A 14161-nucleotide genomic window follows, 5' to 3' on the forward strand; every position below is an offset into this window, starting at 1 on the left:
CACACTCAACTCTGAAGAGCCCGATATCCAGCGACCGCTCCGCCGCCCGCAGCGCCGCGGGGGTCAGGTGGGCCGGCTGCGGCGGCAGCGGGCCCGCGAGCGCCGTCTCGGCGTCGATGTGCAGCCAGACCGCCTGCGGACGAGCAGGCTCGGACGCCGCGGACCTGGACCTCTTGCGAGCGCGCGATCCGCTGCGTCGGCGCGACGACGAGTCGCCGTCCCACGGACGGGTATCGGCCGACGAGCTGGCAGCGTCCGACGAGTTGGCAGCGGAGGACGAGCCGGCGTCAGCCGACGAACTGGCAGCGGCCGACGAGTTGGCATCGGCGGATTGGCTGGTTTCGGCCGACGTGCGTGCTTCGCTCTGCCCGTCAAAGGCGACTGGCCGGTCGGCATCGCAAGCCTCGTCGGCGTCAGGAGGCCGGTGGGCATCGCGAACCCCGTCGGCATCGCAAGCCCCGTCGGCGTCAGGAGCCCGGTGGGCATCGCGAGCCCCGCCGGCAGCGCGAGCCCGGTGGGCATCGCGAGCCCCGTCGGCAGCGGGAGCCCGGTGGGCATCGCGAGCTCGGTCGACGTCAGCGGATCGCTTGGTGCTGGCGGAGCTGCCTCCCTCGTCCTCCATCGCCGCCTGGGCCGGGAGCACGGCGATCGCGGCGACCGGGATCAGCACGGAGCGGGAGCTGAGCTGGCGGCGCACCACGGTGATCGCGGCGAGCTCGCCCGTGGCGTCCTGCAGATAGATGTCGCGCACATAGCCCACTGCGCCGCCATCGCTCCCCCGCACCGGTGCGCCGGCCATCGCCTGCATACGCTGCCGACGCTCGCCCCGCTCAGCTTCGGTGAGCGGGGCGGGCCCGGCAAGCGGAGCGGCCCCGGCGAGCGGAGCGGACCCGGCGAGCGGGACGGCCCCGGCGAGCGGGACGGCCCCGGCGAGCGGGGCGGACCCGGTCCCGCTCGATGCGTCAGCACCCGCGTGGGCCATGAATGCCTCGCTCCTCAGCTCACGACGCAGAGTCGCACGAAGTCGTGGACATCCCGGCTCGGATCGGCCGAGCGGTCCTGCTGCAGCTCACGCACCGAATGTTCGCGCACCGTGAGGCTGAGCAGCAGCGAGAAGAGCGACCGGGCCACGAACGCGGGCTGGGCGCCCGGCACCAGCTGCCCCTGCTCGGACAGTCCGATGAGCGCCTTCTCCAGCACGTGCTCGTGGACCAGTCGCAGCCGCGCGACCCGGTAGCGGCCCGGATGGTCGGGATTCACGGTCTCCGCGGACAGCGTCGCCAGCAGCGCCATCTCGTGCTGCGTCGGATCCCACGGGCCCGACAGCGCCGCGATCAGCGTGGCCGGGGAGCCCTGGATCGACTCGACCGAGTTCAGCAGGCCCTGGGCATGGTCCTCGAGCCGATCGATCACCGCACCCAGCAGCGTGTCCTTCGAGGCGAAGTGATGCAGCATCCCCGGATGGGAGATCCCCGCCCGACGGGAGATGTCCCGCAGGCTCGCACCGTGATAGCCGCGCTCGGCGAACAGCGAGGAGGCGGCGTCGAGGATCGCTTCGCGGCGAGCCTGTCCCGGACCGGTCGTGACCGGCGTGGTGGCCGCCTCTTCCAGCTCCACGGTGCGCACAGCACCCGGCTCCGAGCCGTCCGGAGCCGGCGCACCGCCGTCGGCCTCGGAGACCGTCGACGCAGGCGCCGCCGACCCGTCGGCCGACGTGTCGAAGTCCGCGCGCACTCCCGTGCCGACCTCTCCCTCTGCGGCAGTGATCTGATCGAGGGTGCGCAGCACCCGGGCCAGAGGATCCACGTTCATGCTCATCGAACTCCCGTCGGACGATTCGCCACCGACCCGATCGGAGAAGAACGAGGACACCGGGGCCGGTCCGGTCCCCGGCCCCGGTGTGCCACTCGTGGCGGCACTCGTCATCGTGCTCCCTCGGCGATCAGTTCGGTGATCTGGATGGCGTTGAGGGCAGCGCCCTTACGCAGATTATCCGCCACGGCGAACAGCACAAGGCCCTTTCCGTCAGGAACTGACTGATCCTGGCGGATCCGCCCCACGAACGTGCCGTCCTTGCCGGCCGCATCGAGCGGAGTGGGCAGGTCCACGACCGTGACGCCGGCGGCTCCCTCGAGCACCTCACGGGCGCGCTCCGGGGTGATCGGCTGATCGAACTCGGCGTGGATCGCGACGGCGTGGCCGCTCATCACGGGCACGCGCACGCAGGTCCCGGCCACCGGCAGATCCGGCAGGCCCAGGATCTTGCGCGACTCGTGGCGGAGCTTCTGCTCCTCGTCGGTCTCGCCCGAGCCGTCGTCGACCAAGCTGCCGGCCATCGCGAGCACGTTGAAGGCGATCGGCTTGACGTAGACGGAGGGCTCGCCGAGGTCCACGGCGGACCCGTCGATCGCGAGCTCCTCGACGTCGTCGACGCCCGCGCGCACCTGCTCGGCGAGCTCGGCGACCCCGGCCACGCCGGAGCCCGAGACCGCCTGGTAGGTGGCGATCTTCAGGCGAGCGACGCCGGCCTCGTCATGCAGCGCCTTCAGCGCGGGCATCGCGGCCATCGTGGTGCAATTGGGGTTCGCGATGATCCCGCGCGGCGGGCTCACGAGCGCCTCCGGGTTCACCTCGGAGACCACCAGCGGCACCTCGTCGTCCCGGCGCCATGCCGAGGAGTTGTCGACGACCATCGCACCAGCGTCCGCGAACCGCGGGGCGAGCGCCTTGGAGGTCGAGCCGCCGGCGGAGAAGATCGCGATGTCGACCTTCTGCCCGTCGGAGGCGATGTCCGCAGTGGTGGCGTCCTCGACGACCAGTGCCTGGCCGGCGTATTCCACGGTGGAGCCGGCGCTGCGGGCCGACGCGAAGGCGCGCACGCCGCTGTGGGGCACGGCGCGGTCCGCGAGCAGCGACAGCATCACGCGACCCACCTGGCCGGTCGCGCCCACCAGGCCGATCACAGGGCCGTCGGGGGTGTAGCCGGGGGTGGCGGTGATGTCGAAGGCGCGCTCGGCGCCGTTGCCAGCCGCGGCGGTCGAGGCCGCCTCGGCCCCGTCCACGCCGACGTCGTTGCTCACGCTGGTCCTGTTGTCCTCGGGAAGCTGGGTGCTCATCGTCCGGTCCCTCCGTACACGACGGCTTCGGTCTGCTCGGAGTCCAGGCCGAAGGCCGAATGGATCACGCGCACCGCGTCGTCCAGGCGCGACTCCTCGGTGACCACGGAGATGCGGATCTCCGAGGTCGAGATCATGTCGATGTTGATGCCCGCCTCGCCGAGCGAGCGGAACAGCGTCGCCGAGACGCCCGGGTGCGAGCGCATGCCGGCGCCGACGATGCTGACCTTGCCGATCTGGTCGTTGTAGCGCACCTCGGTGTAGCCGATCGCCTCGCTCGCCTCCTCGATCGCCTTCAGCGCGGCCGGGGCGTCCGTCTCGGGGAGGGTCAGCGAGATCGCGACGGTGTCGTCCACCGTCGAGGAGTTCTGCACGATCATGTCGATGTTCGCGCCGGAGCCGGCGACGACGTCGAACAGCAGCGCCGCACGACCGGGGACGTCCGGCACCTCGACGACGGTGATCTTGCCTTCGCTGCGGTCATGCGCGACGCCCGAGATGATGGGGGCTTCGAGACCGGGATCGGAATGGTCGTCCATGGGGAGCTCCTTGGTCGGGTCGGTGGCGTCGCGTCGGGCGACGTCCGCAGTGCGGAGGGTGACGTCGGGGTCGATGGGGATCACGCGCTCGGGATCATCGGAGACGATCGTCCCCAGGCGCCCCGAGTACGAGGAGCGCACGTGCAGCGGCACTCCGAAGCGGCGCGCGTACTCGACGCTGCGCACCATGAGGATCTTCGCGCCGTTGGCGGCGAGGTCCAGCATCTCCTCGCAGGAGATGTACGGGACCCGACGGGCCGCGGGGGCGACGCGGGGATCCGCGCTGAACACGCCGTCGACGTCGGAGTAGATCTCGCAGATGTCCGCCTCGAGCGCGGCGGCGAGCGCCACGGCAGTGGTGTCGGAGCCGCCGCGGCCCAACGTGGTGATGTCCTTGGTGTCCTGCGAGACGCCCTGGAAGCCGGCGACGATCGCCACCGACCCCTCGTCCAGCGCCTCCTGGACGCGGCCCGGCGTGACGCGGAGGATGTGCGCCTTGCCGTGCACCTCATCGGTGATCAGGCCGGCCTGCGAGCCGGTGTAGGCACGGGCCTCGATGCCGACGTCGTTCAGCGCCATCGACAGCACCGCCATCGAGATGCGCTCACCGGCGGTCACGAGCATGTCGAGCTCGCGGGCGGGCGGCGCATCCGTGACCTGCTCGGCGAGGTCGATGAGCTCATCGGTGGTGTCGCCCATCGCGGAGACGACGACGACCACTTTGTGGCCCGCCTTCGCGTACTTCGAGATCCTCTGCGCGACGCGCTTGATCGAGTCGGCGTCGGCGACGGAGGATCCTCCGAACTTCTGGACGACCAGGCTCATGAGACGAGTTCCTTCACGGTTGCGGGCTTCGGGCAATCCTGCGGGCAGGGCTGCTGGGAACAGCAGGCCGCGTGGACCTGCCGGGACGGCAGATCGCGTGGCCCACCGTGGGTGGCGGGCCGGGTGGCCCACCGTGGGTGGCGGGCCGGGTGGCCCACCGTGGGTGGCGGGCCGGGTGGCCCACCGCGGGTGGCGGGCCGAAGTGGCCCACCGCGAACGACGGGCCGGGTGGCCAGCTGCGATCAGCTGGCCGGGTGGCCTGCCGCGAACGGCGGGCCGGGTGGGCCGTGACCGAGTGGGGCCACAGCCCTCGCGGACTTCGGCCGGGGCGCAGTTCACTCCGGCACCGTCCACGCAGGACCAGCAACCAGTCTACGAGGGCTCCCGCCAAGACGCTCGTGGCCTCACGCTTCGAGACGCTCCCCCTGGTCACAGCAATACTGAGACGTGGCCCACCCAACACTCGCCCGGGAGCGTCGCCCTCCCCGGCGCGGCACCAGCAGCCTCTGCCCACCCTCCCCAGGCCCTCGCATCCCGCTCTCCTTGCCCCGTGCCCGGTCCCGTGCGCGGCCCCGTCCGCGGTCCCGTCAGTGGCCCCGTCCGCGGCCCGGTCCGCACGCTGCTCCGTACGCGCGTTGCTCGGTCCGCGCGCTGCTCCCGCCCCCGTCCCGCGCCAGTTTTGTCCCCGAACGACCGATGCCGGCACGCGCATCGGTCGTCTGCCCAGCAAAACTTGCAACTCCACCCTGATGGACTCGGAACTCCACTCTGATGGACTTGGGACTCCACCCTGATGGAGGAGCGACAGAGGGGCGGCAGGGCGTGGGCGCCGCGCCGAGGCAGTGCCTGGACGACAACCAACCGTGCGGGCCAGAGTCGGCAGCCATGTGGACCCGAGTCCGCTGCCGTGCGGGCCAGAGTCGGCAGCCATGTCGCACCAGCACAAGCAGAGGGCCGGATGAGCGAGAGCGGAGCCGGGATCGACGGTGTTGAGCGGGGCCGCAGCAAGGACCTCTCCTCCACAGCGCGTCCTCCTCCTCACCGCACGGCAGACCGCCACGCAGTCTGTGAGGAGAAGCTAGCGTCAGCCTGCATGCGAGCTACTCCGCTCCCACCGGGGGCACTGCTATCCCGTGAAGAGTGGCGTGCCCTCGGCGTCTCTGCGCAACGCCTTGCGGGACCGGTACTCATCACCGTGTTCCGGGGGTTCTCGACGCCGACCTCCGCTCCGGCGAGCGTCAACACCATGTGTCGAGTGCTCCAGCGGAGAGTGCTTCCCGGTGCAGTCATCAGCCACACGACCGCTGCGGCGATTCTCGGTATCGCGATCCCGTGGTGGGTGGACCGCGAGATGGGAGTGCTGTCCAGCGCCTCCTATCAGTTCGACGGGAAGCGCGTCGTCCCGAGCACGCCTCCTGTCCCGCACGGTGGACACGCTCCAGTGTCGAGCGAGGGCACAGGCAGAGTCGCAGGCAGAGGCGGAAGCGCAGGCGCAGGCGCAGGCGCAGGCGCAGGCAGAGACACCATGGCGGACGCATGGGCCACGCGCGTCGAATCCGGCCTCCCGCTCGATAGGTCGGGAGTCCGCTCAGTCCCACCGACAGCGGTCCGTCCCTTGATCGAGCCCCCGCTGCTGCATTGTCGGATCGATCCGGGGAGGCAGCGGTCCGCCGGTCCGCACGTGGTCGTGCACCGGACCACACGGCGTCCCAGCTTCACCTATCGCGGGTTGGAGCTGTCGCACCCGTATGTCGTGCTGCTGGAACTGGCGAGCATGCTTGAGCACGACGACCTCGTCATCGCCGTGGACAGCCTGATCTCCCGCGATCCCCCGTTGCGCGGCGCGAGCCTGGAGGCGATCTGGGCCGCGACCGACTCGTACGAAGCACGCTGGGGAGCCCCCGCACTCAGGAAGGCTCTGCTCGATGCGCGGCCGAACACCGACTCACCCGGGGAGACCAGGACTCGGCTGCTTCTTCTCCGCGCCGGGTTCCCAGAGCCGGTCATCAACCACCCCGTGACGGATCCCGGCACGGAGACGACGCGGTACCTCGACCTCGCTTTTCCGGAGTACAAGATCGGCGTGGAATATGACGGGGACTATCACCGCACGGTCAAGAACCAATGGCGTGCCGATCAGGCCCGCAAGGATTCGCTCGCGTCACTGGGATGGGATCTGCGCACTGTGACCAGCCAGGACATCAAGGAGCCGCGACGAGCACTGGACGCATTGCACCGCAGCTTCGCCCGCGCTGGGGCCCGTCCCCCTGCGGCAAGCAACTGGTCCGGCCGCGCCCTGGAACTGCTGGGACGTTCACTCCGCCCACCAGCCACGACGTGAGCCGGCCTGGATGCCCACCCAGTCGCTCGCCCTGTCCTCGACGTGTCGCCGTCGTCCCGCTCGCGCGCCGGTCTCCAGCCACGCGCGCCAGGCCGGCGGCGGCCAGCCATGCCCGATCGTCCCAGCCGTGCCCGATCGTCCCACCCGTGCTCGGCCATACCCAGCCGTCCCCAGTCGCGCCCAGCCGCGGCCAGCGATGCCCAGCCGTGCCCAAGAAATGCACCGAGACGACCGATGTTGGCGCTCGCATCGGTCGTCACGCCACAAAACTCGGGCAGGCGACGCCGGGCCGCGCCGCGCCGCCGCTCAGGCCATGTCGACCAGTTCCTTTCAGCGCTCAGGCCGCGTCGACCAGCTCCTTCAGGAGGGCGCGGGCGCCGTCGGCGCGAAGGGTCTCGAGGGCGTGGAGATAGGGCGTGGTGAAGGCCTCGTGCTCGACCAGGTTGCCGAACAGCTCCTCATCGCGGAGGAAGGCGAGCGGATCCTCGTCGTGCTTCGCGGCGGCCGCCGTGACGCGGTCGCGGAGGCGGTCCACGATCTCCCACTTCTCGCCGTTCTCGCCCGTGCCCTCGGCATAACGCGCCCAGGAGGCCACGATCGCGGCGCTCGCGGTGACGTCGCGGCCGGCGTCGAGGTTCTCGTGGATCACGGGGACGAGCCAGGTGGGGATGCGATCGGAGGATTCGGCGGCGAGTCGCGCGAGGGTGTCCTTGATGCTCGTGTTCGCGAAACGCGCCATGAGCTCGTCCTTGTAGGCGGTCAGGTCCATGCCCGGCACCTCGGGGACGGTGGGCGTGCCCTCGCGATCCATATAGAGGGTGCGCGTGAAGGGAGCGAGGTGCTCGTCGACAGCGGCCTCGTCGGCGTAGGTCTGCCCGAGCAGCAGGCCGAAGTAGGCGATCGACTGGTGCGAGCAGTTGAGCAGTCGCAGCTTCATGAGCTCGTAGGGCTCGACGTCCTCGACCATCTGCACCCCGACCTCCTCATAGGCGGGGCGGCCGCCGGGGAAGTCATCCTCCAGGACCCACTGCACGAAGTCCTCGCTGACCACGGGCCAGGCGTCGTCAATGCCGTAGTCCGCGGAGATCATCTCGATGTCTCCGGGGGCGGTGACCGGGGTGATCCGGTCGACCATGCAGTTGGGGAACGCCACGTCGGACTCGAGCCAGTCGGCGATGGGCGCGTCCCCGTGCAGACCGTTCTCGTCGCGGCGGCGCGCGTAGGCGAGGATCATGCGTTTGGCGAGGTCGCCATTGCCACGCACGTTGTCGCAGGACATCACGGTGAACGGCGCGGTCCCGGTCTCGCGGCGGCGGCGCAGCGCCTCCACCACGTAGCCGAACATGGTGGTCGGGTGACCTGCGGGCACAGAGGTGTTCGCCCCACCTCGCTCGTCCGCAGCATCAGCGGCAGCCGCGGCTCCCACGGCATCGAAGCTGGTCGTCAGATCCGCGGCGACGGCATCGGTCTCGTACTGGAACTCGCCGGTGGAGGGGTTGTAGTTGTAGCCGCCCTCGGTGACGGTCAGCGAGACGATGCGCACCGCCGGGTCGGTCATCTGCGCGAGGACCGCCTCGGGGTCGTCGGGCGCGAAGAGGTACTTGGCGATCGAGCCGATGACGCGGGGATCGCGATCCCCGTCGGGCGCCTTGGTGACCAGCGTGTACAGGCCGTCCTGCGCAGTGAGGGCGTCACGCATGCGGGAGTCGCCCGGCAGCAGGCCGACGCCGCACAGCGCCCAGTCGCGGTCGCGCCCGGCATTGAACAGGCGGTCCAGGAACATCGCCTGGTGCGCTCGATGGAAGCCGCCCACGCCGAAGTGGACGATCCCGATCTTCCGCTCATCGAGCGGATAGTCGGGCACTGCGACCTGTCCGTCGGCGGCGATCTCGGACAGGGCAGAGGCGTTCAGGGCGGTCATGGCTCATCCTTCGTCGGCGAGTGCTGCTGACAACGACGATACACACCGTATCGCCAAATGAGCACCCCGCGATGCTCATCTGATCAATGCGGGATGCGCGAGCCCTCTCCCGGTGCACGCCGATCACCCCCGGCGGCGTCCGTTGGCGCCCGTGCTCGTGTCTGCACCCACCCCCGCCCTCGCCCCCGCCACCGGCACCGCGAACGGCAACGGCAACGGCAACGGCGAAGTCGATGTCACCCACGCCACCACCGGCACCGGCACCGGCACCGGCACCGGCACCGGCACTAGCACGCCTACCAGCAGCACCCACACCAGCACCAGCACCAGCACCAGCACCAGCTCACTCGAGCAGGGCGGCCACCTGGTCGGCGAGCTCAGGAGCGAGCACGATGTCGTCGACGAGCCCGGAGCGGGCCGCGGCGAGGACTGCTTCGGGGCGGCCGACGGCGGGTGCCGCGGCGACCACACGGGCACGACGCAGCTGATCAGCACGCACTCCGATCACCCGATCCTCCATCGCGGAGTGCCAGACGGCGCCCGTGGGGCCCAGCAGGATTCCGCAGATCTCGGCGACGACGCCGGCGTCGTGAGCACCCTGCTGCTCCGTCACACCGAGGCGCGCCCACAGTGTCGACGCACCGGCAGACCAGGCGCCGATCGAGACGACTGCGGCGTCCAGCGAGTCGGCCGCGTCGAGGGCAGTGCGCACCTCCTGCATGGAGCGCAGCGAGGCTGCGACCTGGGCGGAGTCCACGATCAACGGGGTGGGCAGCGCCCAGATGCGACCACCGGTGCGGGCGCCGAGGGTGTGGACGAGCTCCGAGGACTGCGCGGTGGAGTAGCCGGGGGTGCTGAGGGGACCGACGAGCTGGACGACGTCCGCCGCAGGCAGGGCCTCGAGCGAATCGGGCAGGTGCATGAGCGTGCGCGACCAGGCGACGCCGAGGCGACCACCCTCATTGAGCACCGTCGGCAGCAGCCGCGCCACCTGCCGGGCGATGGCCGCCCGCATCGACTCGCCCGGGCGCGGATTGGCGACGGTGACCGAGGAGATGCCGAGCTTCTCGGCGAGCGTGGCGTGCTCGTGGCCGGAGGCGCTGGGGTCGACGATCTGGATGCGCACGATGCCCTCCGCGCGCGCCTCGTCGAGCAGTCGCGCGACCTGGAAGCGCGAGAGGCCGTGGCGCCTGGCGATCTCGACCTTGGAGAGCCCGTCCAGGAAGTACTCGGTCGCCAGCGACACCTTCAGCGACCCGGCCGGCGCCGCTCCCGGCCCGCCCGCCGAAGGCCCCGCCCCGGCGTCAGCGGGCCCTGCCCCGGCCTCAGACGTGCGCGCCGCGACGCCCGTCGGCCCGTGGGCGGCGCGGGCGGAGCCGTGCTCGTCGGAGGTGCGCGATTCGTCGCGAGCGCCTGCGGCGTCGGCCGGGATCTGCCCGCTGACCAGGGAACCCTGCGGACCCGTGCTGCTGTCGTACGCCATGCGACCCCTTCCGTCACCACCCCGAACGCGATCATCTGTGTCGCACCGGTTGCTCAAGTGAGGGTATATGACTACGCTCACTCTCAGTTGAGCATCATGGGTTCATCACATGAGTGCTCCGGTCGTCTAAGTGCGTCGGCGAGGTCGCCGATGCCATCGCCCCCAGCGGGACCCTCGCCGTTCCTCCGCGACGGACCTGCCGGGCCCCACGCCGTTCAGAGGAGAACTTCGCATGGGACGTCCCCGCCCTCCCCGCACTTCCCGCCCTCCCCAGCCACCCCGCACGCCCCGCTCACCGCGCGCGTCCCGCCCACCCGGCACGATCTCTCCGAGCCGGCGCTCCGTGCTCGGCGCCGGCCTGACCGCCGGACTCGCCAGCGCCGGGCTGGCCGCCTGCGGCTCCGGATCCGGCTCCGGCGACCGCGAATCGATCGTCGTCGCCATCGTGTCGAACCCGCAGATGCAGGACGCGATCAGCCTGATCGACCACTTCACCGAGCAGCACCCCGACATCGACGTCCGCTTCGTGTCGCTCCCGGAGAACGAGGCCCGGGCGAAGATCACAGCATCCGTGGCGTCCGGCGGCGGCGAGTTCGACGTCGTGATGATCTCCAACTATGAGACCCCGCTGTGGGCGCCCAACGGCTGGCTCACCGACCTCGAGCCCTACATCGCGAAGACCGACGGCTACCAGCCCGACGACTTCGTGCCCACCATCAAGGACGCGCTCACGGTGGACGGATCGATGTACTCCGTGCCCTTCTACGGCGAGAGCGCGTTCCTGGTGTATCGGGAGGACCTGTTCGAGGAGGCGGGTCTGGAGATGCCGGCGCATCCCAGCTGGGACGACCTGCGCTCCTTCGCCTCGACCCTGCACGACCCCGAGGGCGGGATGTCCGGCATTGCGCTGCGCGGCCTGGCCGGCTGGGGCGAGAACCTGGCCCCGATGAGCACCGTCATCAACACCTTCGGCGGCTGCTGGTTCGACATGGAGTGGGCCCCGAGCCTGGACTCCCCCGAAGTGCACGACGCGGTGTCGATGTACGTGGACACGCTGCGCTCCTACGGGCAGCCGGGCGCCGCGACCTCCGGCTTCGGCGAATGCCTCACGCAGTTCAGCCAGGGCAACGCCGCGATGTGGTTCGACGCCTCCTCGATGGTCTCGGGCGTGGAGAACCCCTCGTCCTCCACGGTGGTCGGCAAGACGGGCTACGCCCTGGGGCCGACGCTCGAGACGCCGTACGCCGGCTGGCTGTACGCCTGGTCGCTGGCGATCCCTGAGACCAGCCAGAAGAAGGACGCGGCCTGGGAGTTCATCGCCTGGATGACCCACCCGGACTACTTCCAGCTGGTGGGCGAGGAGCTCGGCTGGGAGGCGCTGCCGCCGGGTTCGCGGCTGTCGACCTACGAGATCCCCGAGTACGCCGAGCTCTCCGAGAACTACGCCGAGCCCACGCTCGACTCGATGGAGAACGCGACCCAGGAGAACTCGATGACGCAGGAGGTGCCCTATGACGGCCTCCAGAACGTGGTGGTCCCGGAGTTCCAGGACCTCGGCACCCGCGTGGGCCAGCAGTTCTCCGCCGCGATCGCCGGCCAGAAGAGCGTCGACGAGGCGCTCGAGCAGTCCCAGGGATTCGCCGAATCCGTGGCCCGCACCTACGGATGGGAGGGCTGAGCGATGCCCGCTTCCGGCCGACGACCCCTGAGCGACGATCTGAGCGACGATCTGAGCGACGAAGGGCAGGAGAAGACCCGATGAGCACCGCCACGGACACGCCCGTCGGCCGCGGAGCCGACGCCCCGCCCGCCCCACCTTCGGACGGGTCCGACACCCGCCCGCCGCACGGCGAGTACTCGAAGGCCGAGGCCTGGCGCCGTCGGCTCCCGCTGATGCCCGCGTTCCTCTTCGTGGTCGTCTGCACCCAGATCCCGTTCCTGCTGACCATCTGGTACTCGCTGCGCTCACGCAACCTGCTGCGCCCCGAGGGCGAGAAGTTCGTGGGTCTGCGCAACTACCTCGACATCTTCGTCGACTCCACGTTCCGCAGCGCGGCGCTGAACTCGATCCTGTTCACCCTGGGCTGCGTGGTCGTCTCGTTGCTGCTCGGCCTCGGGCTCGCCCTGCTGCTGGACCGGAAGTTCGTGGGCCGCGGCTTCATCCGCACACTGCTCATCACGCCGTTCCTCATCATGCCGGTGGCCGGTGCGATGCTCTGGTCGATCTCGATGTTCGACCCCACGTACGGCCTGGTCAACTGGCTGATCGGCACCGTCGGCATCTCGCCGGTGGACTGGACCAGCCAGTTCCCGATGGTCTCGATCATCATCGCGCTGGTGTGGCAGTGGACGCCCTTCATGATGCTGCTGCTCCTGGCGGGCCTGCAGTCCCAGACCGGTGACGTGCTCGAGGCCGCCTCGATGGACGGGGCCGGACCGCTGAAGACCTTCGTGCACATCACGCTCCCCCACCTGCGGTTTTACCTGGAGCTGTCGGTGCTCCTGGGCGCGATCTACGTGGTCAACACCTTCGATCAGATCTACCTGATGACCGCGGGCGGGCCCGGCACGGCCAGCGCCAACCTGCCGTTCTACATCTATCAGCGCGCGTTCCTCGGCTTCGACATCGGGCAGTCGGCCGCGATGGGCGTGATCACCGTGATCGCCACGATCGTGATCGCCACCTTCGCGCTGCGCCTGATCTTCACCAGCATCAACAGCAAGGAGCAGTCATGAGTGCCACGACCGCCGACGCCGTGCGCGTCACGCCTCCGGCCGCGCCCCTCCGCCCGCGCCGCTCCCGCGGCACGGCGACCGGCCACCTGCTCACCGTGCTGGCCTGGGCGGCCGGGCTGATCTTCTTCGCCCCGGTGGCGTGGATGGTGCTGACCAGCTTCAAGCAGGAGAGCCAGGCGGCCTCGAACCCGCCCACCTTCTTCTTCACGCCTACGCTGGACCAGTACGCCTCGATCATCGGCTCCTCCGGGGCCGGCTCGTACCTGCTGAACTCGGTGATCGCGACGGTCTGCTCGACGCTGCTGGTGCTGATCCTAGCTGTGCCCGCCGCCTATGCGGTGAGCATCAGACCGGTCAAACGCACCCAGGACTTCCTTTTCTTCTTCATCTCCACGAAGATGCTGCCGGTGGTCGCCGTGATCATGCCGATCTACGTGATCGCCGGGCAGATCCGCATGCTCGACAACATCCTCACGCTGATCGTGCTGTACACGGCGATGAACCTGCCAATCGCCGTGTGGATGATGCGCTCGTTCTTCCTCGAGGTGCCCGGGGAGGTGCTCGAGGCGGCGTCGATCGACGGGGCCTCGCTGATGCGCACGATGCGCACGGTGCTGCTGCCGATGGTCGCGCCGGGCGTGGCCGCCACCGCGCTGATCTGCGTGATCTTCGCGTGGAACGAGTTCTTCTTCGCCCTGAACCTCACGGCCGCGAATGCCGCGACCGTGCCGATCTTCCTCATGTCCACCATGACCTCGGAGGGCCTGTTCCTGGCGCGGCTGTCCGCCGCCTCGGTGCTGGCCTCGCTGCCCGTGGTGCTGGCCGGCTGGATCGCGCAGAAGCAGCTCGTGCGCGGCCTGTCGATGGGCGCGGTCAAGTAGGGCCGAGCAGGTCGGTGGGTAGGCGGGCCGGTGGGTCGGCAGGTCGGTGTGTCGGTGGGTCGGTGGATCAGCAGGTCGGTGGGTCGGTGGATCAGCAGGGCAGCAGGTCACGAGCGGTGCCGACGAGCCGACGCACAGGTTCCGGGCGGCGAGAGGCGCCGACGCGCCGGAGGCGCCACGGGCCGACGCACCCCGTCCGCACTCCGCACCCCGTCGGCACCCCGCACCCCGCACCCCGCACCCCGCACCCCGCACCGAGCACCACGAGTTTTGTGGCCTGAGGACCGATGCCCGAGCTGTGTGATGTCTCAGGACTTCG

The 14161-nt window shown here is 70.2% G+C and carries 11 protein-coding genes; 4 read left to right on the top strand and 7 right to left on the bottom strand.

Going from position 1 to position 14161, the window contains the following annotated elements:
- The 4 genes from CIK71_RS16705 to CIK71_RS16720 all read right to left on the bottom strand — a co-directional run.
- Window positions 1-982, bottom strand: a 982-nt coding sequence (locus CIK71_RS16705) for a PRC-barrel domain-containing protein (protein ID WP_141393745.1), incomplete at its 3' end; no start/stop codon positions are given.
- Window positions 983-996: 14 nt separating this feature from the next.
- On the bottom strand, window positions 997-1818 hold the full coding sequence (locus tag CIK71_RS16710; protein ID WP_241964197.1) for a TetR/AcrR family transcriptional regulator: 822 nt from the start codon (window positions 1816-1818) through the stop codon (window positions 997-999).
- Window positions 1819-1922: 104 nt separating this feature from the next.
- Entirely contained in the window at window positions 1923-3116 is a 1194-nt protein-coding gene (locus CIK71_RS16715; protein ID WP_096166813.1) for an aspartate-semialdehyde dehydrogenase, read from the bottom strand.
- The gene (locus CIK71_RS16720) at window positions 3113-4480 is read right to left on the bottom strand and encodes an aspartate kinase (protein ID WP_096166814.1); all 1368 of its coding nucleotides are present in this window, start codon (window positions 4478-4480) and stop codon (window positions 3113-3115) included. Before CIK71_RS16720 ends, CIK71_RS16715 begins: the two co-directional genes overlap by 4 nt.
- Before the next feature lie 1615 nt (window positions 4481-6095).
- On the opposite strand from CIK71_RS16720, the gene CIK71_RS16725 reads away from it, so the two are divergent.
- Complete coding sequence (locus CIK71_RS16725) at window positions 6096-6821, top strand: DUF559 domain-containing protein (protein WP_141393746.1); 726 nt, start codon at window positions 6096-6098, stop codon at window positions 6819-6821.
- Between the two features lie 337 nt (window positions 6822-7158).
- Here CIK71_RS16725 and CIK71_RS16730 read toward each other — a convergent pair whose 3' ends face one another.
- The 3 genes from CIK71_RS16730 to CIK71_RS16735 form a co-directional block, all read right to left on the bottom strand.
- Entirely contained in the window at window positions 7159-8742 is a 1584-nt protein-coding gene (locus CIK71_RS16730; RefSeq protein WP_096166816.1) for a mannitol dehydrogenase family protein, read from the bottom strand.
- Window positions 8743-8865: 123 nt separating this feature from the next.
- On the bottom strand, window positions 8866-9081 hold the full coding sequence (locus CIK71_RS17835; RefSeq protein WP_176485688.1) for a hypothetical protein: 216 nt from the start codon (window positions 9079-9081) through the stop codon (window positions 8866-8868).
- Between the two features lie 4 nt (window positions 9082-9085).
- Window positions 9086-10225, bottom strand: coding sequence for a sugar-binding transcriptional regulator (locus CIK71_RS16735; RefSeq protein WP_096166817.1), 1140 nt, complete (start codon window positions 10223-10225; stop codon window positions 9086-9088).
- Between the two features lie 232 nt (window positions 10226-10457).
- On the opposite strand from CIK71_RS16735, the gene CIK71_RS16740 reads away from it, so the two are divergent.
- From CIK71_RS16740 to CIK71_RS16750, 3 genes are all read left to right on the top strand, one after another.
- Window positions 10458-11903, top strand: coding sequence for an ABC transporter substrate-binding protein (locus tag CIK71_RS16740; RefSeq protein WP_096166818.1), 1446 nt, complete (start codon window positions 10458-10460; stop codon window positions 11901-11903).
- Window positions 11904-11983: 80 nt separating this feature from the next.
- A complete protein-coding gene (locus tag CIK71_RS16745; protein WP_096166819.1) occupies window positions 11984-12961 on the top strand; it encodes a carbohydrate ABC transporter permease in 978 nt (325 codons plus the stop codon).
- On the top strand, window positions 12958-13842 hold the full coding sequence (locus CIK71_RS16750) for a carbohydrate ABC transporter permease (RefSeq protein ID WP_096166820.1): 885 nt from the start codon (window positions 12958-12960) through the stop codon (window positions 13840-13842). The genes CIK71_RS16745 and CIK71_RS16750 overlap by 4 nt, the downstream gene beginning before the upstream one ends.
- Window positions 13843-14161 lie beyond the last annotated feature (319 nt).

Origin of the sequence: Brachybacterium alimentarium (assembly GCF_002332425.1) — a bacterium.
Classification (GTDB): Bacteria; Actinomycetota; Actinomycetes; order Actinomycetales; family Dermabacteraceae; genus Brachybacterium; species Brachybacterium alimentarium.

Coding starts and splice junctions, on each gene's coding strand:
- CIK71_RS16710 (WP_241964197.1), bottom strand. CDS start 1,818: ATGAGCATGAACGTGGATCCTCTGGCCCGGGTGCTGCGCACCCTCGAT.
- CIK71_RS16715 (WP_096166813.1), bottom strand. CDS start 3,116: ATGAGCACCCAGCTTCCCGAGGACAACAGGACCAGCGTGAGCAACGAC.
- CIK71_RS16720 (WP_096166814.1), bottom strand. CDS start 4,480: ATGAGCCTGGTCGTCCAGAAGTTCGGAGGATCCTCCGTCGCCGACGCC.
- CIK71_RS16730 (WP_096166816.1), bottom strand. CDS start 8,742: ATGACCGCCCTGAACGCCTCTGCCCTGTCCGAGATCGCCGCCGACGGA.
- CIK71_RS16735 (WP_096166817.1), bottom strand. CDS start 10,225: ATGGCGTACGACAGCAGCACGGGTCCGCAGGGTTCCCTGGTCAGCGGG.
- CIK71_RS16740 (WP_096166818.1), top strand. CDS start 10,458: ATGGGACGTCCCCGCCCTCCCCGCACTTCCCGCCCTCCCCAGCCACCC.
- CIK71_RS16745 (WP_096166819.1), top strand. CDS start 11,984: ATGAGCACCGCCACGGACACGCCCGTCGGCCGCGGAGCCGACGCCCCG.
- CIK71_RS16750 (WP_096166820.1), top strand. CDS start 12,958: ATGAGTGCCACGACCGCCGACGCCGTGCGCGTCACGCCTCCGGCCGCG.